Genomic DNA, 23371 nt, shown 5'->3' on the forward strand with positions numbered 1-23371 from the left:
ATCTTGTGGGCCCGGGTCAGGCGAGCGCCAGGAACGTGCCGGCGGCCAGCGGCCCGCCCAGCGCGACGCCGGCCAGCACCTGCGGCCAGGTGTGGTCGCGCAGCCGTACCCGGGACCAGCCGACCGCCGCCACGAGCGGCCAGCCGAGGTGTGCGACCGGGCCGACCAGCGGCACCAGCACGGCGACGGTGGCGGCGACCACCGCCGCGTGGATGCTGAGCTTCCACCAGTGGTTCACCAGCGCGCACGCCGCGCCGACCACGAAGACCACGACGATGACGGCGAACAGTTCGGCGGGCGCGCGTACCGCCGCCAGTAGCAGCAACCCGGCCGCGACCGAGGCGAGCCCGATCGACAGCGGCCGGGCCCGCTGGGTGCGGTCGCCGACGTGCCGGTCGGTGAGCCGCCCCCGGCGTACGCCGTGCACGAGCACGCCGATCGGGATGACGGCGCAGAACGTCAGCGCGATGCCGCCCCAGAGCAGGAACTGGCCCGCCGAGCGGCTGACCCGGGCGGCGGCGATCAGCGGCAGCGCCGTGACCAGGACGGTCGGGGCGAGCGCCTCGGTGAGTAGCCGGGCCGCCCGCGCGCCGGCCGGCTGCTCCTCCCGTGATGCTCGCACCCGATCATCCTGGCACGGACGCTCAGCCCTTCTCGGCTCCGCTGGTGAGTCCCTCGGTCAACAGCCGCTCACCGGCGAAGAAGAGCACCACGATCGGCAGCGTGAGGATGACCGAGCCGGCCATCAGCACGGTCTTGGGCACCTCGACGCCGTCGGCGAGCAGCGACAGCCCCAGCGACACGGTCCACCGGTCGGGCCGGTCGACCAGGAACAGCAGCGCGAACAGGTACTCGTTCCAGGCGATCATGAAGTCGTACAGCGCGACTGCCATCACCGACGGCGCAGCGAGGGGCAGGCTGACCCGGCGGATGATGCCCAGGCGGCCCGCGCCGTCGATCGCCGCCGACTCCTCCAGGCTGACCGGGATGGTCTCGAAGTAGTTCTTCAGCATGTAGACCGAGACGGGCAGCGTCTGCGAGATGTAGACGAGCACGAGCCCGGTCAGCGACCCGCGCAGCCCGGCCCGGCTGAAGACCACGAACAGCGGGATCGCGATGACGATCGACGGGAACAGGTAGACCGCCAGGAACAGCGCGCTGACCTGCCGGCGGCCGAAGAACCGCAGGCGGGACACCGCGTACGCGCCGGGAATGGCGATCACCAGGGTGAGCGCGGTCGCGGCGAGCGCCACCAGGCCGCTGTTGCGGATGAACGTGAGGAAGCCCTGGCCACCGTCGGAGACGGACTTGAGGACCTCGGCGTACGTGGCGACGGTCAGCTCGCCGAACGGCACCCAGAGCGAGCCGGGTTCGAGCAGCAGGCGTTCGATCGGGCGCACCGAGAGCACCAGCATGTACCAGAACGGCAGCAGCGTGACCACCAGGAAGCCGGCGATCACCAGCCGGCGCAGCCAGCGCAGGCTCACCGTCTCGATCCGGTCCCGGTCCATCACGCCTCCCGTCGCGCGCCGAAGAAGCGCAGGTAGATCGCCACGAACACGAGCAGCACCACGGCGAGCACTACCGCCTGGGCGGCGGCCGCGCCGATGTCGGTACGGGCGGTGAGGAACTGGTAGACGCGGACGCTCACCACCTCGGTGCCGGCCGAGCCGCCGGTGAGCAGGTAGACGTCGTCGAACTTGTTGAACGTCATGATGAAACGCAGCACGCCGATCAGCGCGATCACCGGCATGAGCTGCGGCAGGATGATGTGCCGGAACCGCTGGGTGGGTGTCGCCCCGTCGACCCGGGCGGCCTCCTCCAGTTCGCCGGGCACCGCTTGGAGCCGCGCGAGCAGGAACAGGAACGCGAACGGGAAGTAGCGCCACGCCTCGAACGCGATCACCGTCCACAGCGCGGTGGACTCCTGGGACAGGAACGGCACCGGCTGATCCCAGCCCAGGAAGCGCTTCCCCCAGTCGTTGACGATGCCGAGCTGCGGGTCGAGCATGACCTGCCAGACGAACGTCATGGCGACCACCGGCGCCACGTACGGCAGCAGCATCGACGCGCGTACCAGGGTGCGGCCCCGGAACGGCCCGCGGACGGCCAGCGCCGCCACCAGGCCGACCAGAATCGAGCCGGCGGTGCCGCCGACGCTGTAGAGCACCGTGGTCCAGAGCGTGTCGGCGAATCCGGGGGTGTGCAGGACCCGGTCGATGTTGTCCAGCGTCAGCTCGCCGAACAGGCCGGTCTTGCGCAGTGTCGCCAGGCGTACCCGCTGGAAGGCCAGCACCACCGTCCAGACGATGGGTATGCCGATCACCGCGAGCACGACGAGCAGGGTCGGGGCGACGAGCGCGAGCCCGGCGCGGGACTCGCGGCGGCGCAGCGTCAGCGGGCGGCGGCCGGGTCGGCGGGGTCGCTCCGGTGCGGGGGAGCGGCCGGCCTCCGGCGCGGTGGTGGTCAATTGACGCCCTTGGCTATCGCCTCGACGTCCTTGCGGGCGCGTTCGGCGGCGGCGCGGGCGTCGGACTTGCCACCGACGACGTCGGCGAGCGCCTTGGGCACTGGTAGTTCACCCAGGATCGCGCCGACCAGCTTGCCCTGGTTCTCGGTCAGGCCCCAGCGCTGGAACGTGTCGGGGCTGCGCCGCAGCGTGGCGAGCACGTCCTCGCCGTAGACCTCGGACAGCGGCTTCTTGGTGTCCACCCCGGCGGGGCTGGTGTTCCAGGCGGTGCGGAACTTCTGCTTGTCCTCCGGCGTGCCGGTGCGCACCGGGAAGCGCCCCTCGGGGGACATGCCGAACCAGCGGGGGTAGCCGTCGGAGAGCATGTACTCCACGAACGACTTCGCCGGGTCGGCCGCGCCGTCGAGCACCGACCAGGAGCTGACCTCGCCGTACTGGGCCGGCTCGGTGCCGTTCGGGCCCTTGATCGCGGTGACGAAGCCGCTGTTCTTCGCGAGCCACGCCGCGTCGGACTGGCACTGGGGGCAGGTGGGGCGGGCGTCGGCGCGCAGGCCGGCCAGCTCGTCGAGGATGAACGGCGACCAGATCAGCATGGCTGCCTTGCCGGCGAAGTAGGTGGCGCGGGTGGTGTCCACGTCCTGGGCGCCCTTGACCGAGTTGTTCCGCATCAGGTCGCCGTAGAAGCGGAACGCCTCGACGCACTCGGGGGAGTCGAGGGTGATCTTGCCGGCGTCGTCGGTGAGCCGGCAGTTGTTCGCCAGCGCCAGGTGTTCGAACGTCTGCTGGGTGAACACGTCGCCGGGCGCGGTGGCCGCGGTGATGCCGGCGACGCCGCCGGTGTTCAGCTTCGCCGCCGCGGCGGCGATCTTCTCGTACGTGTCGGGCACGGGCAGGCCGGCGGCGGCGAACAGGTCCTTGCGGTAGACGAGCAGCTGGCCCCACCCGTCGCTGGGTACGGCGAGCTGCTTGCCGCCGTCGCTGGTGAGTTCCAGCGCGCGGGGCGTGAACGTGTCTTTGCCGAGCCGGTCGACGACCGTGCCGTTGGCGTCGGCGTCGACCAGTTCGTTGGCGGACAGCGTGCGCACCCCGGCCAGGGAGACGGAGCCGACCACGTCGGGCAGGTCGCCGGCGGCGGCGCTGGAGGCGATCAGGGACGGGAACTGGTCCTCGTTGACGGTGACGAGGTTGACCTTGACGCCGGTCTTCGCGGTGTAGTCGGCGATGATCGCCTTGGTGGCGGCGACCCGGTCCGCCACGTCTTCCAGGCTCCAGACGGTGATCCGGGAACTGTCGGATTTCTGCCCGTCGTCGCTGCATGCGGCCACGCCGGTCCCGGCCAGTGCCAGGATCAGGCCTAGTGCGAGCCGCCGCGTTGAGGGTGATGACATCGGTGGCACTCCTCTCGAAAGAGTACGGCTTGCCGCTAATACCCATCGATTCATCAATGTAATCACATATGCCCATTTTTTGGGTTAGAATCGAGGTCGGCACTTTCTTCGGAGCGACGCCATGAGCAACTGGGTTGTCTCTCTGGCCGGGCCCCGGCACGTACGCCTGGAGCCCTGCCCCGCGGACCGGCTCGGTCCGGGCCAGGTCCGCGTCCGCACCCGCTACTCGGGCATCTCCGCCGGCACCGAACTGACCCTCTACCGGGGCAGCAACCCGCGCCTGCGGAAAGACTGGGACGCCGGCAGCCGCATGTTCGTGCCCCGGCAGGCCGGCCCCGCGTACCCGGTGGTGGGTTTCGGCTACGAGGAGGTCGGCGAGATCGTCGAGGCCGCTCCGGACGTCGCCGACCGGCGGCCCGGCCAGCTCGTCTGGGGCATCTGGGGGCACCGCGCCGAAGCGGTGCTGCCCGCCGCGGCGGCGCATCCGCTGCCGCCCGGCATCGACCCGCTCGCCGCCGTCTTCGCCCGACCCGGCGCCATCGCGCTGACCGCGGTGCTCGCTGGTGACCTGCACCTGGGCGACTGGGTGGGCGTGTTCGGGCAGGGCGTGATCGGGCTGCTCGGCACCCGGCTCGCGGTGCTCTCCGGCGCCCGCGTGGTAGCCGTCGACCGGATGCCCGGGCGGCTCGCGCACGCCACCGGGCTCGGCGCCCGCCGGGTCGTCGACGCCGCCGAGTCGCCCGCCGCCGCGCTGCGCACGGCCACCGGCGGCCGGGGCGCCGACGTGTGCCTGGAGCTGTCCGGGTCGTACCCGGCGCTGCACGAGGCGATCCGGGCCACCGCGCACGCCGGCCGCGTCGTCGCCGCCGGCTTCTACCAGGGGTACGCCCACGGGCTGGAACTCGGCGAGGAGTTCCACCACAACCGGATCCAGCTGGTGGCCGCCCAGGTCTCCGGGCCGGACCCGGCACCCGGCACGGCCGGCCGGTGGTCCGGGACCCGGATCGCGGACACGTTCATGGACCTGGTGGCCGAGGGCAGCGTCGACCCGCTGCCGCTGGTGAGCCACGTCGTCGACGCGGGCGCGGTGGCCGACGCCCTGGCGTTGCTCGACCGCGGTGACGGTGACGTCCTCCAAGTGGTGCTGAGGTTCTGATGGAATTTCCCCTAGCCTGCCAGGAGCAGTTGCTCCCCGGCGCCGACCTGACCCGGAAGTACGCCCTCGCCGTCTCCCTCGGCTACCAGGGCATCGAGCTGCGCGGGCGGGGCGACCACGCGCTGGCCGGGCGGCTGCCGGAGCTGCGGCGCGCCCGCGCCGCCGGTGTGGTCATGCCGACCGTCTGCGTCGAGATGGACCATTTCATCGGCGACTTCGACCCGGCCCGCTCCCGCGACGCGGTGGACAACCTGCGCTCCCAGCTCTCCGTGCTCGCCGAGCTGGGCGGCGTCGGCGCGATGACGCCGGCCGCGTGGGGCATGTTCTCCCGCCGGCTGCCGCCGTTCGAACCGCCACGCTCGGCCGACGACGACCGGCGGGTGCTCGTCGACGCCCTGGGCGAGCTGGCCGGGCACGCCCGCGCCGAGGGGGTCACGGTGTTCCTGGAACCGCTCAACCGGTACGAGGACCACATGGTCAACCGGCTCGACCAGGCCGTCGAGCTGTGCCGCGCGGTCGGGTCACCGGCGCTGCGGGTGGCCGCCGACACGTACCACATGAACATCGAGGAGGACGACCCGAACGCCGCGCTGCGCGCCGCCGCGCCGTACCTCGGGCACGTGCAGGTCAGCGACTCCAACCGGCACCAGCCCGGCGCCGGGCACCTGGACTGGGCCGCGCTGCTGGCCACACTGGACGCGATCGGCTACTCCGGCTGGCTCGCGCTGGAGTGCCGGCTGCGCGGCGAGCCGGTCGCCGCGCTGCGCCAGGCCGCCGACGCGCTGGCCCAGGCCCGTCCCCGGCGGGCCGCCGCATGACGCTGACCACCGGGGTACGCGCCGACGCCGGCCGCCACGCCCGGCTGCGCGGCCTCGCGCTGGCCACCCTGGACGCCAACTGGGAACACGACCATACGGTGCCCTCCCGCACGCTCTACCCGCACCAGTGGAGCTGGGACTCGGCGTTCATCGCGATCGGCCTGGCCCATGTCCGTCCCGACCGGGCCTGGCGGGAGCTGCGCACGCTGTTCGCCGCGCAGTGGGTCGACGGGCGGGTGCCGCACATCGTGTTCAACCCGGCCTCGCGTGCCGGGCCGTACTTCCCCGGGCCGCAGTTCTGGGACTCCGCGCGCGCCGACGGCGCCCCGGCCCGGGCCACCTCCGGGATCGTCCAGCCGCCGGTGCACGCCCCGGCCGCCTGGCTGGTGCACCGCCGGGCACCCGGCGAGGCGTCGGTGGCCGCGCTGCGGCGGCTCTACCCGAGGCTGGTCGCGCAGCAGCGCTACCTGACCGGTCGACGCGACGCCGGCGGCGGCGGGCTGGCGTCGATCGTGCACCCGTGGGAGTCCGGGCTGGACAACAGCCCCGCCTGGGACGCGCCGCTGGCCGCGGTGCCGGCCGACGAGGCGGTGATGCGCGCGTACCGCCGGCACGACACCGCGCACGCCGACGCGGCGCAGCGCCCCACCGACCTGGACTACGCGCGCTACGTCGCGCTGGTGGAGTCGTACCGCGCCGGCCGCTACCGGGACGAAGCGCTGCTCGGACGGCACCCGTTCCTGGTGGAGTGCCCCCTGGTGAACGCGGCGCTCGGCGTCTCCGAGTACGCCCTCGCGCGCATCGCCACCGTGATCGGCGCCGACCCGGGACCGCACCGCGACCGGGGGGCCCGGATCACCGAGGCGATCGTCAGCCGCCTCTGGGACCCGGTCACCGGCACGTTCCGCCCCCGCGACGTACGCGCCGACCGGCTCGTGCCGGCCCGCACCGTGCTCGGGCTGATGCCGCTGGCGCTGCCCGAGCTGCCGTCGGCGCAGGTGAGCGCGGTGCTGGCCGAGGCGTGCTCGCCGCGCTTCGGGCTGGCCGCCCGGATGGACCGGCCGCTGCCCACCTACGACCGCACCGCGCCGGACTTCGAGCCGCTGCGCTACTGGCGCGGCCCGAGCTGGATCAACACCGGCTGGCTGCTCTGGCAGGGCCTGCGTACCCACCGCCGGGCCGACCTGGCCGCCGGGCTGCGCGAGTCCCTGCTCGACCTGGTCGACCGGGCGGGCTGCCACGAGTACTTCCACCCGGACACCGGCGTCGGGCTCGGCTCACCGGCGTTCAGCTGGACCGCCGCGCTGGTGCTGGACGCGCTCGCCCAGGAGTGACACCGGTGGGCGCCGGACACCGGCGCCCGCCGGATCCGTGCCGGGTCAGACGAGGCCGGCCGGGGCGCCGCCGCCGATGCGCAGGGCCGCCATCGGGGCGTCGTCGATCGCGTAGCCGAGCGCGTCGACCACCTCGACCACGCCGCTGACCTGCCGGGCCAGCCGCACCGCGAGCTGAGCCGTGGAACGGCGCTCCACCTGCCCGGTCAGCGTCACCACGCCCCGCTGGACGGTCACGTCGACCACGCCGTCGCGGACGCCGAGGCTGCGCCACAGCACCTCCTCGACCACGTCGCGCCGGATGCCGGCGTCCGGGCGCAGGTGCACCTTGAGCAGGTCGCCGCGGGTGACGATGCCGACGAGACGGCCGAGGTCGTCGACCACCGGCAGCCGCTTCACGCCGCGCGCGTCCATCAGCCGGGCCGCCTCCACGATCGTCGCGTCCGGCGTGACGGTGACCGGCGGGGCGGTCATCAGGTCCGCGGCGAGCGTCGCGCCCGCCTTCGCCCGCGCCTCCCGGCGGTGCCGGTCGGGCAGGATCCGCCGCTCCCGGGGCTGCCCCAGCAGCTCCACCTTGTACATCAGGTCCGCCTCGGACACCACGCCGAGCACCCGCCGGGTCTCGTCCACCACCGGCGCCGCCGTGACGTGCCGGTCGGCCAGCACGTCGACGATCTCCCGGTACGCCGTGCCCTCCCGTACCGACGCCACGTCCCTGGTCATCACGTCCTGCACCTGCCACGTACGCATGGCGAACCTCCCTGTGTCCGCCTCCGACGCTAGGTGGCGGCGACGGGCCGGAGCAGGGGCGCAAAGACCAGGTCAGGGGGCCGGAGGTCCCGAATCACCCAGCCGCGACGGGCTCGGCGACCTCGTCGGCGGGCGGCTCGACGATCAACAGGCCGGCCGGCACCGGCTCGACCTCCACCCGGCAGTCGTGGAACGTCGGCGCCTCGCCCAGATCGGTGTCGCGGACCCCGGTGACGGCGTTGACGGTGGAGCGCCCCGGGCTGCGCCGCGCCCAGTACGCCTTGTACGTGAACGCGCACCCCGGCCGGGCCGCCTCGTCGACGGCCACCGCCGCGAGGAACGCGCCCCGGTCGTTGTGCACGCGTACCGCGTCGCCGTCGGCGAGCCCGCGCGCCGCCGCGTCGGCCGGGTGCAGGTGCACCCGGGGCGGACCGGCCCGGCGGGCGTGCCAGGGCAGCGAGGCGAACGTGGAGTTCATCAGGTAGCGGTTGGCCGGGGTGAGCAGCGTCAGCGGGAACCGGCGGGCCAGTTCCGGGTCCGCCGCCTCGGCCGGCGGCGTGTACCCGGGCAGCGGGTCTACGCCGAGCGCTGCGAGCGCCGGGTCGTGCAGCCGGGCGCGGCCGTCCGGCGTGGGGAAACCGCCCTCGGCGTACGGCGCGGAGCCGACCGGCACGCCGGTGAGCCGGGCGTACGTGCGCTCGCGCAGCTCCTCGAACGTGATCGGCGCGCCGGCCAGCAACTGCCGGGCCAGGTCCTCGTCGCTGTCCGAGAACGCCGGATGGTCCACGCCCAGCGCGGCGGCGATGCGGCGGAAGATCTCGGTGTTCGGCAGCGCCTCCCCGGGCGCCCGGGTGACCGGCAGGTTCAGCGTCGTGTAGTGGTGCCCGTACGACGTCTGCAGGTCCAGGTGCTCGGGCTGCATGGTGGCCGGGAGCACCACGTCGGCGTAGTCGCAGGTGTCGGTCCAGCGCTGCTCCAGCACCACTGTGAACAGGTCCGCGCGGCCGAGCCCGGTCAGCAGCCGGGCCTGGTCCGGCGCGGTCGCCGCCGGGTTGGCGTTGAACACCACGAGCGAGGTGACCGGCGGGTCCGCCTCACCGGTGAGCACGGCGGCCAGCCGGCTCATGTTCAGCGTCCGGGCCGGCGGGGCCGGCATGCCGGCGGGCCGGATCACCGGGCCGTTGTCGACCGGGTGATGGCCGCTGGTGGTCACCAGGGCCCCGCCGCCGGGGTGCCGGAAGTCGCCGGTGACCAGCGGCAACGCGCAGATGGCCCGGATCGCCTGCCCGGCGCCGTGGTGCCGTTGCAGGCCCAGCCCGACTCGTATCGCGGTGGGCCGGGTGGTGGCGATCCGCTCGCCGAGCCGGCGTACCGTCCCGGGCGGCAGGCCGCACTCGGCGGCGGCCCGCTCGACCGGCCACTCGTCGAGCCGGGCGGCCAGCTCCGGCCAGCCGGTGGTGTGCGCGGCCAGCCACGCCTCGTCGGCCGCCCCGGCGTCGCGGACGTGGCGCATCAGCCCGAGCGCGAGCGCCGCGTCGGTGCCGGGCAGCGGCGCGACGTGCTCGTCGCTGCGGGCCGCCGTGTCGGTACGCAGCGGGTCGATGGTCACCACGTACGCGCCGCGTTCGCGGGCCTGCTGCACGAACGGCCACAGGTGCAGGTTGGTCACCAGCGGATTGGCGCCCCAGAGCACGATCAGGTCCGCCTCCACGATCGACTCCGGCTCGAAGCCGACCGAGCTGCCGTAGAGCGAGCGCAGCGCCGCCCGTGCCGCCGCCGTGCAGATGGTGGTGTCCAGCCGGGACGCGCCCAGGTGGGCGAAGAGCCGGGGGCCCATGGTCCAGCCCTGGACCAGGCCCATGGTGCCGGCGAAGTAGTAGGGCAGCACCGATTCCGGGCCGTTCCGTTCGATGCTCGCGCGCAGTCCGGCGGCCACCCGGTCGACTGCTTCGTCCCAGCTCGCCGGCCGGTACGCGACCCGGCCGGCGCCCTTCGGGCCGGTGCGGACCCAGGGCGTGGTGAGCCGGTCCGGCCCGTTCACCGCGTCCAGGTAGCGGTTGACCTTCCCGCAGAGCGCGCCCCGGGTGAACGGGTGGTCGCGGTCGCCGCGCAGCGCGACCGCCCGGCCGTCGGAGACGGTGAGCTGCCAGACGCAGGTGTCGGGGCAGTCCAGCGGGCAGGCGCCGGGATGGGTGGTGACGGGGGCCATGGGGCGGATGCTACCGACGCGACCGGCCACGTGCCCTGCGGCTTTCCCGCCTGCCGGCGGGTGGGGGAGTTTGGCCGGGGCGGGGGCGGGTACCCGCCGGGGCCGACCGGGGTGGGCGTGGTGCCCGCCGGCGGCGAGGGGAGGGGTGGGATGCGGTTCCCCCTGTTCGTCGAGGCGGTGGCGCGGCGGTCCGAGTTGCCGTCCGACGAGGCCGCGACCATCTCCCGGGCGGTGTTGCAGACCCTCGCCGAGCGGGTCAGCGCGGACGAGGCGGCCGACCTGGCGGCGCAGTTGCCGGACGACGTCGGCGGCTACCTGGAGCCGGGCGGGATCGCGACGACCGGCGGCGCGGTGGATTTCCTGTACCGGGTGGCCGAGCGCGCGGCGGTGGATCCGGCGGTCGCCGAGGTGGGTGCGGCGGCGGTGCTCGCCACGCTGCGCGACACGGTGACGGTGGGGGAGTTCCAGGACCTCGTGGCGCAGCTCCCGAAGGGCTTCGACGCGATGGTGGACCCGATCCCGCGTCCACCCTACGATGTCTGAGCAGGCTCCCCGCGATCCGGGTTGAGCCGCGGCACCGGGGCCGCCGCGACGAAGATTCGACGGCCAGAAAGTATTTTCACCGTAAAATAACTCGTCGCCGATCACCTACGCTGTAAATCGTCTACGCGCTAGAGGGATGATCGGACGAATTCCTCCGTCCGAGGTTCCAGGACGCCTTCCTCCCTTCGGCTCAAGCCGCATCGATGCTCTTCCGGCGCGGAGATTGAGCCATATCCTGCTTCCAATGTGAAGTCCTGGGGGGGATCAATGATCACATTCGTCGATCGCTTCGTGCCTGTCCTCTGTGGAGCGTATCCCGTTTCCTGACATGGCAGAGCCGATGATTATCAATCGTTTCGGCGCGATCACGGCGGTACACGGCGGACGTCCGGCCCTGCTCGGTGAGACCCACGAGGTCACCTACACCGAGCTGGCCGAGGCGGCCGGCGGGCATGCTGCCGTGTTCGCCGCCGCGGGCCTGCGCCCCGGAGACCGGGTCGCGCTGCTCACCGCGCACGGCGCACCGACCGTCGCGGCGCTGCTCGGCGCCCTGGCCGCCGGGTGCGCGTACGTGCCACTGGACCCGGGCTTCCCGGTCGCGCGGCTGCGCCACATGGTCGGCGCCGCCGGGGTCACCGCCGTGGCGTGCGCCGCCGAGCACCGCGACCTGGCCGCGGCGCTGGCCGGTGAGCGTCCGGTCGTGCCGCTGGACGAGGTGCCGCCGGCCCCGCTGCGCCCCGTCGCGGACGACCCGGACGCGCTGGCGTACGTGCTGTTCACCTCCGGCTCCACCGGCGTGCCCAAGGCGGTCGGGCAGACCCACCGCAACCTGGCCCACGTCGTCGACAACCAGATCGCCGCGCTGGCCGTCGGCCCGGACGACCGCCTCAGCCTGCTCGCGTCGTTCAGCTTCGACGCCGCCATCCCCGACCTCTACCCGGCGCTGCTCACCGGCGCCGCCGTCGTCCCGGTCGACCTGCGCCGCCAGGGGCTGGCCCACGCCGTCGAGCAGCTCGACCGGCGCCGCGCCACGGTGCTGCACTGCACGCCCACCGTCTACCGCTTCCTGCTCGACACGCTCGGCGCGCGCCGGCTGCCCACCGTGCGGGCCGTGCTGCTCGGCGGCGAGCAGGCCACCTGGACCGACGCGGCACGCGGCCGGGACCGGTTCGCCGCCGAGTGCGTGCTGGTGAACGGCTACGGCGCCACCGAGATGACGTTCGCGGCCCGGCACGTGCAGCGGCTGTCCGAGGTGGACCCCGACGCCCGCGGGCCGCTGCCGGTCGGCACCGCGTTCCCCGGCTACCGGCTCGACCTCGCCCCGGACACCGGCGAGATCGTCGTGCACAGCCGGCACCTCGCCCCCGGCTACCTCAACCAGGACAGCGACCGGTTCGGCGTCGACGCCGACGGGGTGCCGTCGTACCGCACCGGTGACCTGGGCCGGCTGCTGCCCGGCGGGGACCTGGTCTGCCTCGGCCGGCTCGACCGCCAGGTCAAGGTACGCGGGCACCGGGTCGAGCTGACCGAGATCGAAGCGGTGCTGTCCGCCCAGCCCGGCGTGGCAGGCGTCCGCGCCGTCGTCCGCGACGGCGAGCTGCTCGCGTACGCCCGCCCGGCCGGCGCCCGCCCCGATCCGGCGGCGCTGCGCGCTGCCCTGACCGCGGCGCTGCCCGACTACGCGGTGCCCCGCGCGGTGGTGGTGGTCGACGAGTTCCCGCTCACCGTCACCGGCAAGATCGACGAGCGGGCGCTGCCCGACCCGGTGACCGAGGTGCCGGCCGAGGAGGCGCCGGCCACCGGGACCGAGCGCGCCGTGCACGATATCTGGTGCGCGGTGCTCGGCCGCGACGCGGTCGGCCGCACCGACAGCTTCTTCGACGTGGGCGGGCAGTCGCTGCTGCTGGGCCAGGTGCAGCAGCGCCTCGCCGAGCGGTTCGGCGTGCGCCTGCCGATGCTGCGCCTGTTCGACCACCCGACCGTCGCCGCCCAGGCGACGCTGCTCGACGCCCCGTCCGAGGCGGTCCGCGCCCCGGTGCTGCCCGCGCCCGCCGCGCCGGTGCGCGCCGCGCGCGAGTACACCGGCGACGAGATCGCCGTGGTCGGCGTCGCCGGGCGGTTCCCCGGCGCGCCCGACGTGGCGACGTTCTGGTGGAACCTGTGCACCGGCGTCGACTCGGTGCACGACCACACCGACGAGGAGCTGACCGCGCTCGGCGTCGGGCCCGGCCTGCTCGCCGACCCCCGGCACGTACGCGCCACCGGCCGCCTCGACGGGGTGGCCGACTTCGACGCCGAGTTCTTCGGCTTCGGCGCCGACGAGGCCGCCCGAACCGACCCGCAGCACCGGCTGTTCCTGGAGACCGCCTGGGAGGCGCTGGAGGATGCCGGGCACGACCCGGCGCGCTTCCCCGGCCTGGTCGGTGTCTACTCCGCCACCTCGGCCAACCGCTATTTCCTGTTCCACCTCATGGACAACCCGGCGGTGGTCGGCGACGTCGACCCGGACGACTGGGAGGCCCGGCTCGTCGGCCGCCAGTTCACCGACCACCTGCCCGGGCAGGTGGCCTACCGGCTCGGCCTGACCGGCCCGGCGATGGCCGTACAGTCCGCCTGCTCCAGCTCGCTCGTCGCGGTCTGCCTGGCCGCGCAGAGCCTCGCCGACTACCAGTGCGACCTGGCCCTGGCGGGCGGGTCCACAGTGACGTGGCCGCGGCACCGGGCCGGCGGGCTCACCTCGCCCGACGGGCGGTGCCGCGCCTTCGACGAGGCCGCCGCCGGCTCCGGGTTCGGCTCCGGGGCCGGGGTGGTCGCCCTGCGCCGGCTCGCCGACGCGCAGGCCGACGGCGACCGCATCTACGCGATCCTGCCCGGCTGGGCGGTCACCAACGACGGCCCGGACCGGGCCGGATTCGCCGTGCCCGGCCCGGCCGGGCAGGCCGCCGCCGTCGCAGGCGCGCTCGCCACCGCCGAGGTCGCGCCGGGCGAGGTCCGCTTCGTCGAGGGCCACGGCAGCGGCACGCCGCTCGGCGACGCCATCGAGGTCGCGGCGCTGCACGAGGTGTACGCGGGCGCCGCGCCCGCCGAGTCCACAGCGCTCGGCTCGGTGAAGACCAACATCGGCCACCTCGACGCCGCCGCCGGCATCGCCGGGCTGATCAAGGCGGTACTCGCCGTCCGGCACGGGGTGATCCCGCCGAACCTGCACTTCACCCGCCCGCACCCGGAGATCGACCTGGCGGCCGGACCGTTCTACGTGCCCGCCAAGGCGCGGGACTGGCCGGACGGCGCGCGCCGGGTCGCCGGGGTGAGTGCGTTCGGCCTCGGCGGCACAAACGCCCACGTGGTGGTGGAACAGCCGCCGCCGGCCGAGCCGGCCGACCCACCCGGCGAGGGGCCGTGGCTGCTGCCGGTCTCCGCGCGTACCCCGGCGGCGCTGCGCGCCGCGCTGGCCCGCCTGCGGACCCACCTGGCCGGCGCCGCGCCGGCGCTGCCCGACGTGGCCGCCACGCTGGCGCTCGGCCGGCGGGCGTTCGCCCACCGGGCGGCGGTGGTCGCCGCCGACCTGCCGGCCGCGCTGTCCGCTCTGGACGTGCTGCTGGACACCGACGCCCGCATCGCCGGTGACGGCGGGCCGCTGCGCGAGACGGCCGCCGACTGGGTCGCCGGGCGCGACGTCGACTGGCACGAGCTGCACCCCGACGGCACGGTGCGCCGCACCGGACTGCCGACCTACCCGTTCCAGCGCCGCCGGCACTGGATCGACCCCGTGCAGAAAGGTCCGCGGTGAACTGGTTCGTCTCCGCCGGAAGCCGCCCCGAGGCCCCGGTGCGACTGTTCTGCCTGCCCTACGCCGGGGCGGGCGCCAGCGCGTTCCGCCGCTGGGCGGCCGAGTTCGGCCCGGGCGTCGACGTGACGCCTGTGCAACTGCCCGGCCGGGAGAACCGGATCACCGAGGACCCGTGCTTCAGCGTCGCCGACGTGGCCGAGGCCATCGCCTCCCGGGCCGACCGCCCGTACGCGATCTACGGCCACTCGATGGGCGGACGGCTCGGCTTCGACGTGGTCCGCGAGCTGCGCCGCACCGGCCGGCCGCTGCCGCTGCGGCTCTACGTCGGCGGCGCCCGCGCCCCGCACGTGCGCACCCCCGGCCCGTTCGACGGCCTGTCCCGGGCCGGCGACGACGAGCTGCTGCGCCGCCTCGGCGAGGGCGGCGGCCTCCCCGCCGAACTGCTCGACCACCCGGAGCTGGTGGAACTGCTGCTGCCGCTGCTGCGGGCCGACTTCGGCCGCGTCGACGACTACCGCCACGTGCCCGGCGAGCCGCTGCCGGTGCCGATCGTCGCGTTCGCCGGGCGCACCGACCGGGCGGTCACCCGGGACCAGAGCGCGGCCTGGGCCGAGCACACCGCGGCCGGGTTCACCCTGCACGAGCTGGACGGCGGGCACTTCTTCCTGCACGACCGGCTGCCCGAACTGGCCGTGCTGATCCGCGACGACCTGACCGCCGCGTCCACTGACACCCGCGCCGGCATGCCGGACGCGGGTCCGGACCCGGTGCGCGCCGCCGGCCGCGGGACCGCCGGCGCCGCGCACCGGGTCCCCCTCGGCGACACCGGCTGGTCGGTGTGGCGCGACGCGGTGCTGCGGACCACCGGGTTCCCGGCCGACGGGCTGGAGCTGTTCACCGCCTCCCGGGCCGCCACGGCCGCCGACGAGCTGCTCGCCACCGGTGCGGGCGCGGACCGGTTCGACAAGGAGTTCGAGGAGGCGCTGCGCGCCGGCGCGCGGCGGTTCAGCGAGCTGGCCGCCGACCCGCTGCTGCGCGAGGCGGTCACCTGGCAGAACCGGGGCGCGCTCGTCGCGTTCGACGGGCTGGTGCGCGGCGGCGCCGACGCGGCCCGCAACGTCCGCCGCCGCGACCGGGAACGGGCGCTGCTGAAGTACTGGCAGCGCTACTGCGGCAAGAACGAGACGGTCGGCTTCTTCGGGCCCAGCTGCTGGGTCACAGTCGATCCGGCGCAGCCGGAAGTTGCCCGAGTCAACCCCGGCGCCGGGCTGACCCGCCGCCGCTGGGTGTGGTTCGAGTCGTGGGCGCTGACCGCGTACGCCGAACGGATCGGCGCGGACCTGGCGGTCCGCCGCTGGTGGCCGCCGATGCTCCGCCCCCACCTGGCGGTCCGGGACCGGGCCGTGCTGCGGCCCGGACGGCCGCCGCTGACGCTCACCCCGGTCGAGGCCGAGCTGCTGCGCGCGGCTGACGGGCGGCGCCCCGCCGCCGACCTGGTCACCGACCCGGCGATCGGGCTGCGCCGCCCCGAGGACGGCTACGCGCTGCTCGACCGCCTGGTGGAGCGGGAGCTGATCACCTGGGACGCGGCCCTGCCGGTGAGCCCGGACGCCGAGCGGGTGCTGGCCGACCGGATCGAGGCGATCGGCGACGAGCCGGCCCGCGCCGCCGCGCGCGCCGGGTTCGACCGGCTGCGCGCCGCCCGTGACGACGTCGCCGCGGCGGCCGGGGACGCGGACCGGCTGCGCGTCGTCCTGGACGCGCTGGACGCCACGTTCACCGAGCTGACCGGCGTCCCGGCGGCACGCCGGGCCGGACAGATGTACGCCGGACGCACGCTCTGCTACGAGGACAGCGCCCGGGACCTGGACGTGGTGTTCGGCGCGCCGCTGCTGGCCGAGCTGGCCGCCCCGCTCGACGTGCTGCTGCGCGCCGCCCGCTGGCTGGCGAACGCGCTCGCCCGCGCCTATCTCGACGTGCTGCGCGGCCTGTACGAGGAACTGCGCGCCGAGTCCGGCGCGCCGGTGGCGCTGGCCGACCTGTGGTTCCTGGCCCAGGGCATGTTCTGGGGCGACGGCGAGCGGCCCGTCGACGCGGTGGCGGCGGAGTTCGCCGCCCGCTGGTCCGGGCTGTTCGGCCTGGACACGCTGCCCGCCGGCGCCACCGACGTACGGCTGCGCGCGGCCGACCTTGCCGACCGGGTCGACGAGGTGTTTCCCGGCGCCGGCCCGGAGTGGTCGAACGCCGCCATCCACAGCCCCGACCTGCAGATCTGCGCCACCGACGCGGACGCGCTGCGGCGCGGCGAGTACACGGTGGTGCTCGGCGAGCTGCACGCCGCCTGGTCGTCCTTCGACTGCGCGGTCTTCACGCCGTCGCACCCGGACGTGGAACGGCTGCGCGAGGCGCTGGCCGCGGACCTCGGGCAGCGGCGGGTCCGGCTGCTGTTCCCGGCCGACTGGCCGCGGCGCACCAGCCGTACCGCCGAGTCGCTGACCGGCCCCACCGACCGGCACCTGGCGTTCCTCGACGCGCCGGGTGCCGACCCGGCCCGCGTGCTGCCCACAGTGGACCTGGTCGTCGACGACGTCGACGGGGAACTGGTCGCCACCGCCTCGGACGGGCAGCGCTGGCCGCTCACCGAGATCTTCGCCGAACCGTTCAGCGCGCACGCCGTGGACGGTTTCAAGCTGGTCGCCGCCGCGCCGTACACGCCGCGGATCACCGTGGACCGGCTGGTGCTGGCCCGGCAGACGTGGCGGACCACTGTGGGCGAGAGCGGCCTGGCCGTCCCGAACGGCGAGCGTGAGCGCTTCCTCGCCGTCCGGGACTGGCGCCGCCGCCTCGGCCTGCCCGAGCAGGTGTACGTCAAGTTCGGCACCGAGACCAAGCCCTGCTTCGTGGACCTGGCCGCGCCGGCGTTCGCCACCACGCTCTGCGCGATGGCGCGTGCCGCCCGGGTCGACGGCGGCGACGACGTCTCGTTCACGGTGAGCGAGATGCTGCCCGCCCCCGAGCAGGCGTGGGTGCCCGACGGACAGGGCCGCCGCTACTTCAGCGAGCTGCGCCTGCACATCACCGACGCCCGGCGGGAGGACCACCGGTGAGCCACCTGGTGCCCCTGGGCGACACCGGCTGGTCGGTGTGGCGCGACGTGGTCCTGCGGACCGCCGGGTTCCCGGCCGCCGGGCTGGACCGGTTCGCCGCGCCGGACTGCGCCGCCACCGCGGACGCGCTGCTCGCAGGCGACACCGGCCCCGAGGTCTTCGACAAGACGCTGCGCGAGGCGTTCGCCGAGTCCTCCGCGGTGGCCGGCGAGCTGGCCGCCGACCCGCTGCTGCGCGAGGCGGTGACCTGGCAGAACCCGGACATGCTGATCGCGCTGGACGGGCTGCTGCGCACCGACCCGCAGGTCCGCAACGTGCGCCGCCGCAAGCGCGAGCTGAGCCTGCTGCGCTACTGGCAGCGGTACTGCGGCAAGGCCGAGACCATCGGCTTCTTCGGCCCGGTCTGCTGGGGCACGTTCGACACCACCAGGCCCGGCGTGCGGGCCGTGCCCGGTGACGCGCTGGTGCACCGGCGGCGGGTGTACTTCGAGGCGTGGGCGCTCATCGCGTACGCCGACCGGCTCGCCGACGACCTGGCGGTACGCCGCTGGTGGGCGCCCGCGCTGCAACCGCACCTGACCGTCGCCGGGCGGGAGCTGCGCTGGCCGCTGCACCCGCCGATCGCGCTGACCCCGGTCGAGGCGCTGGTGCTCGGCGCCTGCGACGGGCGCACGCCCGCGGTGGAGCTGGCGCAGCGGCTGCGCGACGCCGGCGAGGTGCACAGCGCCGACGACGTCTACCTGCTGCTGGACCGGTGGGTCGAGCGTGGCCAGCTCAGCTGGGGCGCGAACCTGCCGGTCGCGCCTGATGCCGAGCGGGTGCTCGCCGCGCGGATCGCCGCGATCGACGACGAGCCGGTCCGCGCCGCGACCGCGGCCGAGTTCGGCCGGCTGCGCGCCGCCCGCGACGAGGTGGCCGCCGCGGCCGGCGACCCGGACCGGCTGGGCGCCGCGCTCGCCGCGCTCAACGCCGGGTTCACCGCCGTCACCGGGCGCCCCGCCACCCGGCACAGCGGACAGATGTACGCCGCCCGCACCGTCTGCTACGAGGAGACCGCCCGCGACCTGGAGTTCCAGATCGGCGCGGCGGTCGTCGACGCGCTCGCCGAGCCGCTGGCGGTGGTGCTGCGTACCGCCCGCTGGTTCACAGGCGAGGTGGCCGCCCGCTGCGGTGACCTCTTCGTCGAGCTGCACGAGGAGCTGGCTGCCGACGGGAGACCGGTGCGGCTGGCCGACCTGTGGCTGCTGGCCCAGGGCACGCTCGTCTCCCCGGACGGCCCGATCGGCCTGGCCGGCGCGACGCTCACCGCGCGCTGGGCCGAGCTGTTCGGCCTGGCCGAGCTGCCCGAGGGGCAGGCGGAGCTGCGGTTGCGCGCGGCGGACCTCACCGGCCGGGTCCGGGAGCTGTTCCCGGCGACGCGGCCCGGCTGGCCGTCGGCCCGGCTGCACAACCCGGACGTGCAGCTGTGCGCCGCCTCGCCGGAGGCCGTCGAGCGGGGTGACTTCCTGCTCGTGCTCGGCGAGCTGCACCCGGCGTCGGTCGCCTTCGACAGCGCGGTGCTCAGTCCGTTCCACCCGGACCCGGCGGCGCTGCGCGCCGACCTCGACGCCGACCTGGGCCCGGTCCGGCTGCGGGTGCTGTGGCCGGACAGCTTCCCCCGCCGCACCACCCGCACCACGTACGCGCTGACCGGCCCGGCGGACCTGCAGCTCGGCATCGACACCGCGCACGGCGCGGACGTCGACCGCCTGGTCCCGGCCACCGGCGTGGTGGTCGAGCGGACCGGCGACTCGCTCACCGCGGTCTTTCCCGACGGCGCCCGCTGGCCGCTGATGGAGGTCTTCGCCACGCTGCTCGGCGCGCTGCTGCTCGACGCGTTCAAGCTGCTCGGCGCGGCCGCGCACACGCCCCGGATCACCATCGACCGGCTGGTGGTGGCGCGGCGCACCTGGCGCACCACGGCCGGGGCGTGCGGGCTGGGCGGCCACTCCGACGAGTCCGCCCGCTACCTGGCGGTACGCCGCTGGCGGGCGGCCACCGGCCTGCCCGAGCGGGTCTTCGTCAAGGTCGGCACCGAGATCAAACCCTGCTACGTGGACCTGACCGGGCCGCTGTACGCGCAGTCGCTGTGCGCCATGGTCGACGCCGCGCTGCGTACCGGGCCGGACGTGCCCGTCGTGGTCTCCGAACTGCTGCCCGCCCCCGCCGAGTCCTGGGTGCCCGACGCCCGTGGCCGCGGCTACGTCAGCGAACTGCGCCTCCAGATCACCGACCCGGCCGAGCACCTTGGAGCACTCCGGTGACCGACACCCTGACCGTCAGCGCCGTCCACGGCACGGACCTGCCGTGGCCGGACGCCACCCTCGCCGACCTGATCACCGCGCAGGCCGCCCGGACCCCGGACGCGGTGGCGGTACGCCAGTGGGACACCCGGCTCACCTACCGGCAGCTCGTCGACCGGGCCGCCGGGGTGGCCGCCGCGCTGCGTGGGCACGGCGTCGGCCGGGGCGACCGGGTCGGCGTGTGCGGCGCGCGTACCCCCGACCTGGTGGTGAGCGTGGTCGGCGTGCTGCTGGCCGGCGCGGCGTACGTGCCGCTGGAGCCGGGCAGCCCCCGGGCCCGGCTGCGCGGCATCGCCCGCGACGCGGGCGTGCGGGTGGTGGTCGGCGACGCGGCGGCGGCCGAGTTCGGCGACGAGCCCGGCGTGGTGGCGCTCGCGCTGCCCGGCCCGGCCCCGCTCGCGCCCTGCCCGGCCCGGCCCGGTGACCCGGCGTACGTGCTGTTCACCTCCGGCTCCACCGGCCGCCCCAAGGGCGTGCTGACCACCCACCGCAACGCCGTCGAGTTCGTCACCGGGGTGAGCGCGCTGACCGGCGCCGACGCCTCAGTGCGCAGCCTCGGCATCGCCTCGCTCGGCTTCGACGCGGCCACCATGGACCTGTTCGTGCCGCTCACGCTCGGCGGCGCGGTGCAGCTGCTCGGCGCCGACGACCGGGCCGACCCGGTACGGCTGGCCCGGTTCGTCGCCGAGCACGAGGTCACCTGGGGCTTCATCACGCCGACCGTGCTGTCGCTGCTGGACCCGGCCGGGTTCCCGTCGTGGCGGGTGCTGCTCTGCGGCGGCGAGGCGGTACCGGCCGAGCTGGTCGCCCGCTGGGCGCCGGGCCGGCGGTTCCTCAACGGCTACGGCCCGACCGAGACCACGGTGCTGGCGGTCACCTGCGACCTCACCCCGGCCGACACCGACCCGATGCCGATCGGCCGGCCGCTGCCCAACCACCGGGCGTACGTGGTCGACGCCGACCTGCGGCCGGTGCCGACGGGCGAGACCGGCGAGCTGCTGATCGGCGGGCCGGGCCTGGCCGACGGCTACCTGAACCGGCCCGGCCTGACCGCCGAGCGGTTCGTGCCCGACCCGTTCGGCGACGTCCCCGGCGAGCGGCTCTACCGCACCGGTGATCTGGTCCGGCAGGGCCCGGACGGCCGGATCGTCTACCTCGGCCGTGCCGACCGGCAGGTCAAGGTCCGCGGCCAGCGCATCGAGCTGGGCGAGATCGAGGCGGTGCTCGCCGCCCACCCGGGCGTCGAGCGCGTCGCGGTGGAAGCGGTGCCCGGCCCGGCCGGCGCCGAACTGATCGCGTTCCTCACCCCGGCCGGCGCGCCCGGCGACGACGAGCTGCGCGCGTACGCGACGACGCGGCTGACCACCGCGATGCTGCCGGCCCGGACGGTGCGGCTGGACGCGCTGCCGGTCAGCCCGGTCACCGGCAAGCTGGACCGGCCGGCGCTGCGCGAGCTGGCCGCCACCGCCCCGCCCGGCGTGGACGACGCGTCCACCGACGGCGACCCGGTGACGGTGGCGGTCCGGCGGATCTGGACCCGGCTGCTCGGCGCCGCGCCCGCCCCGGACAGCGACTTCCTCGCCGCTGGCGGCAACTCGATCGCCGCGATGCGGCTGGTCGCGGCGCTGCGCGCGGAGCTGGGCCGGCAGGTGGACACCCGGGTGCTGTTCGCCGACCGCACGTTCGCCGCGCTGGTGGACCGGGTCCGCGCCGCCGACCCGGCCGACGCCGACGGGCTGACCACCGGCAACCCGCCCACGCTGTCCCCGCCGCAGCGGCGGCTGTGGTTCATGGACCAGCTCGCCCCGTCCAGCGCGCCCTACAACATCGCCGTCGCGCACCGGCTGCGCGGGCCGCTGGACGTCGTCGCCCTCGGCGCCGCGCTGCGCGCCGTGGCCGAACGGCACGACGTGCTGCGCTGGCGGATCCCGCAGAACGGCGGCGTGCCGTACGCGGTGCGCGAGGAACCGACCGACGTGGCGGTGCCGGTGGTCGACCTGACCGGCGCCGCCGACCCGGACACCGAGCTGGCCGGCATGCTCGCGGCCGGCGCCGGGCACGCGTTCGACCTGGCCACCGGCCCGCCCTGGCAGGTGACCGTGTACCGGCTCGCCGCCGAGGAGCACGTGCTCGCGGTCACCGTGCACCACGCGGTCTTCGACGGCTGGTCCGAGGCGCTGCTCTACGACGAGCTGGCGCTCGCGTACGCCCGCGCGCTCGGCCGGTCCGTGCCGGGCCGCCCGCCGCTGCCCGCCACGTACGCCGACTACGCGGTGTGGCGCGCCGACCGGGACCGGCGCCGCGGCGACGCGGACCTGGCCTGGTGGACCGCGCACCTGGCCGGCGCGCCGACGGTGCTGGACCTGCCCCGCGACCGGCCCCGCCCGGCCGTGCAGACGTACGCCGGCGCGGAGGCCGCGGTACGGCTGGACGCCACCGCCGACCGGGACGTGCGCGACCTGGCCGCCCGGCGCGGCACCACAGTCGCGGCGGTGCTGCTGGCCGCGTTCGGCGAGCTGCTGCGCCGGGTCACCGGCGGCGACGAGCACGTGCTCGGCGCGATCGTCGCCGACCGGCGGCTGGCCGCGTTCGACGAGGTGATCGGCTTCTTCATCGACACCGTGCCGGTGCGGGTCCGTTCCGGCGACGCGAGCTTCGCCGAGCAGGTCGACCGGGCCGCCGCCGAGCTGCACGAGGTCACCGCCCACCCGGGCGCGCCGCTGGAACGCATCGTGGAATCGCTCGGCGTGGGCCGGGACACCTCCCGCGCCCCGCTGGTGCAGGTGCTGTTCAACGTGCTCAACTTCGCCCCGCCCCGGCTGACGCTGACCGGCCTCACGGCCGAGCCGCTGCCGGTGCCCAAGCCCGGCTCACCATTCGACCTGACCGTCTATGTGGTGGAGCGCGACGGGCGGGCCGGCGTCGAGGTGGTGCACAACCCGGACCTGTTCGAGGCCGAGCGGATCAGCGCGCTCCTGGCCGACCTGGCCGCCCTGGTCGGCGCGCTCGCCGCCGACCCGCACACGCCGGCCGCCGAGGTGGCGCCCGAGCTGCCCCGCCCGGCGGTGCGCGTCGCCGCGCTCGGCGCGATGACTGTCGCCACCGCCGAACCGGCCCGCGCGCCGCTGCCCACCGGCTCGGACGCGCTCACCGGCACCGAGGAGCTGATCGCCGGGATCTGGCGCGACGTGCTCGGCCGGGACACCGTCGGCGTCACCGACAACTTCTTCGACATCGGCGGCCACTCGATGGCCCTCGCCGCCGTGTACGCCCGCCTCACCGAGGCCACCGGCCGCTCGATCACCATGCTCGACCTGTTCCGCCACCCGACCGTGCGGGCGCTCGCCGCCAGCCTCGACGGGGCCGCCGACCGGCCGGAGCTGGCCCGCGCCGCGCTGCGCGCCGCCGCCCGGCGGGGCCGCGCCCGCCGTACCCCGCCACCACGCCGACCTCACCAGTGACGC

The 23371-nt window shown here is 75.3% G+C and carries 14 protein-coding genes; 8 read left to right on the top strand and 6 right to left on the bottom strand.

Annotation, left to right across the window (positions count from 1 at the left end):
• Positions 1-16: 16 nt before the first annotated feature.
• Genes FHU28_RS17455 through FHU28_RS17470 form a run of 4 tightly spaced genes read right to left on the bottom strand, consistent with a single transcriptional unit; the run spans position 17 to position 3858 of the window.
• Entirely contained in the window at positions 17-622 is a 606-nt protein-coding gene (locus FHU28_RS17455; protein WP_184685518.1) for a phosphatase PAP2 family protein, read from the bottom strand.
• Positions 623-644: 22 nt separating this feature from the next.
• Positions 645-1511 (bottom strand): carbohydrate ABC transporter permease, encoded by an 867-nt coding sequence (locus FHU28_RS17460; protein ID WP_116510488.1) that lies wholly within the window; start codon positions 1509-1511, stop codon positions 645-647.
• Positions 1511-2470 carry a carbohydrate ABC transporter permease gene (locus tag FHU28_RS17465; protein ID WP_116510489.1) on the bottom strand — a complete coding sequence of 320 codons (960 nt, stop codon included), beginning with the start codon at positions 2468-2470 and terminating at the stop codon, positions 1511-1513. The genes FHU28_RS17460 and FHU28_RS17465 overlap by 1 nt, the downstream gene beginning before the upstream one ends.
• On the bottom strand, positions 2467-3858 hold the full coding sequence (locus FHU28_RS17470) for an ABC transporter substrate-binding protein (RefSeq protein WP_116510491.1): 1392 nt from the start codon (positions 3856-3858) through the stop codon (positions 2467-2469). Before FHU28_RS17470 ends, FHU28_RS17465 begins: the two co-directional genes overlap by 4 nt.
• 121 nt (positions 3859-3979) lie before the next feature.
• Here FHU28_RS17470 and FHU28_RS17475 point away from each other — a divergent pair, with 121 nt between their 5' ends.
• From FHU28_RS17475 to FHU28_RS17485, 3 genes are read left to right on the top strand one after another with little or no spacing between them, the layout of a single operon-like run.
• Positions 3980-5014 carry a zinc-binding dehydrogenase gene (locus FHU28_RS17475; protein ID WP_116510493.1) on the top strand — a complete coding sequence of 345 codons (1035 nt, stop codon included), beginning with the start codon at positions 3980-3982 and terminating at the stop codon, positions 5012-5014.
• Positions 5014-5832, top strand: coding sequence for a sugar phosphate isomerase/epimerase family protein (locus FHU28_RS17480; RefSeq protein ID WP_184685520.1), 819 nt, complete (start codon positions 5014-5016; stop codon positions 5830-5832). Before FHU28_RS17475 ends, FHU28_RS17480 begins: the two co-directional genes overlap by 1 nt.
• Positions 5829-7166 carry an MGH1-like glycoside hydrolase domain-containing protein gene (locus FHU28_RS17485; RefSeq protein ID WP_184685522.1) on the top strand — a complete coding sequence of 446 codons (1338 nt, stop codon included), beginning with the start codon at positions 5829-5831 and terminating at the stop codon, positions 7164-7166. Before FHU28_RS17480 ends, FHU28_RS17485 begins: the two co-directional genes overlap by 4 nt.
• A 45-nt stretch (positions 7167-7211) precedes the next feature.
• On the opposite strand, the gene FHU28_RS17490 is transcribed toward FHU28_RS17485, so the two are convergent.
• Entirely contained in the window at positions 7212-7916 is a 705-nt protein-coding gene (locus FHU28_RS17490) for a CBS domain-containing protein (protein ID WP_184685524.1), read from the bottom strand.
• 94 nt (positions 7917-8010) lie between these two features.
• Positions 8011-10125, bottom strand: a complete 2115-nt coding sequence (locus tag FHU28_RS17495) for a molybdopterin-containing oxidoreductase family protein (protein ID WP_184685526.1) — start codon at positions 10123-10125, stop codon at positions 8011-8013.
• Positions 10126-10275: 150 nt separating this feature from the next.
• Here FHU28_RS17495 and FHU28_RS17500 point away from each other — a divergent pair, with 150 nt between their 5' ends.
• The 5 genes from FHU28_RS17500 (at position 10276) to FHU28_RS17520 (ending at position 23368) form a co-directional block, all read left to right on the top strand.
• Entirely contained in the window at positions 10276-10668 is a 393-nt protein-coding gene (locus FHU28_RS17500; RefSeq protein ID WP_184685530.1) for a DUF2267 domain-containing protein, read from the top strand.
• Between the two features lie 340 nt (positions 10669-11008).
• Positions 11009-14458 (top strand): AMP-binding protein, encoded by a 3450-nt coding sequence (locus FHU28_RS17505; protein ID WP_260413053.1) that lies wholly within the window; start codon positions 11009-11011, stop codon positions 14456-14458.
• Positions 14455-17565, top strand: coding sequence for a thioesterase domain-containing protein (locus FHU28_RS17510; protein WP_184685542.1), 3111 nt, complete (start codon positions 14455-14457; stop codon positions 17563-17565). Before FHU28_RS17505 ends, FHU28_RS17510 begins: the two co-directional genes overlap by 4 nt.
• Positions 17562-19868, top strand: coding sequence for a lantibiotic dehydratase (locus FHU28_RS17515; RefSeq protein ID WP_184685551.1), 2307 nt, complete (start codon positions 17562-17564; stop codon positions 19866-19868). The genes FHU28_RS17510 and FHU28_RS17515 overlap by 4 nt, the downstream gene beginning before the upstream one ends.
• Positions 19865-23368: a non-ribosomal peptide synthetase gene (locus tag FHU28_RS17520; protein ID WP_184685556.1), complete on the top strand. Its 3504-nt coding sequence runs from the start codon at positions 19865-19867 to the stop codon at positions 23366-23368. The genes FHU28_RS17515 and FHU28_RS17520 overlap by 4 nt, the downstream gene beginning before the upstream one ends.
• The last annotated feature ends 3 nt before the right edge of the window (positions 23369-23371 follow it).

This window comes from Micromonospora echinospora (assembly GCF_014203425.1).
GTDB classification, from domain to species: Bacteria; Actinomycetota; Actinomycetes; order Mycobacteriales; family Micromonosporaceae; genus Micromonospora; species Micromonospora echinospora_A.

Coding starts and splice junctions, on each gene's coding strand:
- FHU28_RS17460 (WP_116510488.1), bottom strand. CDS start 1,511: ATGGACCGGGACCGGATCGAGACGGTGAGCCTGCGCTGGCTGCGCCGG.
- FHU28_RS17470 (WP_116510491.1), bottom strand. CDS start 3,858: ATGTCATCACCCTCAACGCGGCGGCTCGCACTAGGCCTGATCCTGGCA.
- FHU28_RS17475 (WP_116510493.1), top strand. CDS start 3,980: ATGAGCAACTGGGTTGTCTCTCTGGCCGGGCCCCGGCACGTACGCCTG.
- FHU28_RS17480 (WP_184685520.1), top strand. CDS start 5,014: ATGGAATTTCCCCTAGCCTGCCAGGAGCAGTTGCTCCCCGGCGCCGAC.
- FHU28_RS17485 (WP_184685522.1), top strand. CDS start 5,829: ATGACGCTGACCACCGGGGTACGCGCCGACGCCGGCCGCCACGCCCGG.
- FHU28_RS17490 (WP_184685524.1), bottom strand. CDS start 7,916: ATGCGTACGTGGCAGGTGCAGGACGTGATGACCAGGGACGTGGCGTCG.
- FHU28_RS17495 (WP_184685526.1), bottom strand. CDS start 10,125: ATGGCCCCCGTCACCACCCATCCCGGCGCCTGCCCGCTGGACTGCCCC.
- FHU28_RS17500 (WP_184685530.1), top strand. CDS start 10,276: ATGCGGTTCCCCCTGTTCGTCGAGGCGGTGGCGCGGCGGTCCGAGTTG.
- FHU28_RS17505 (WP_260413053.1), top strand. CDS start 11,009: ATGATTATCAATCGTTTCGGCGCGATCACGGCGGTACACGGCGGACGT.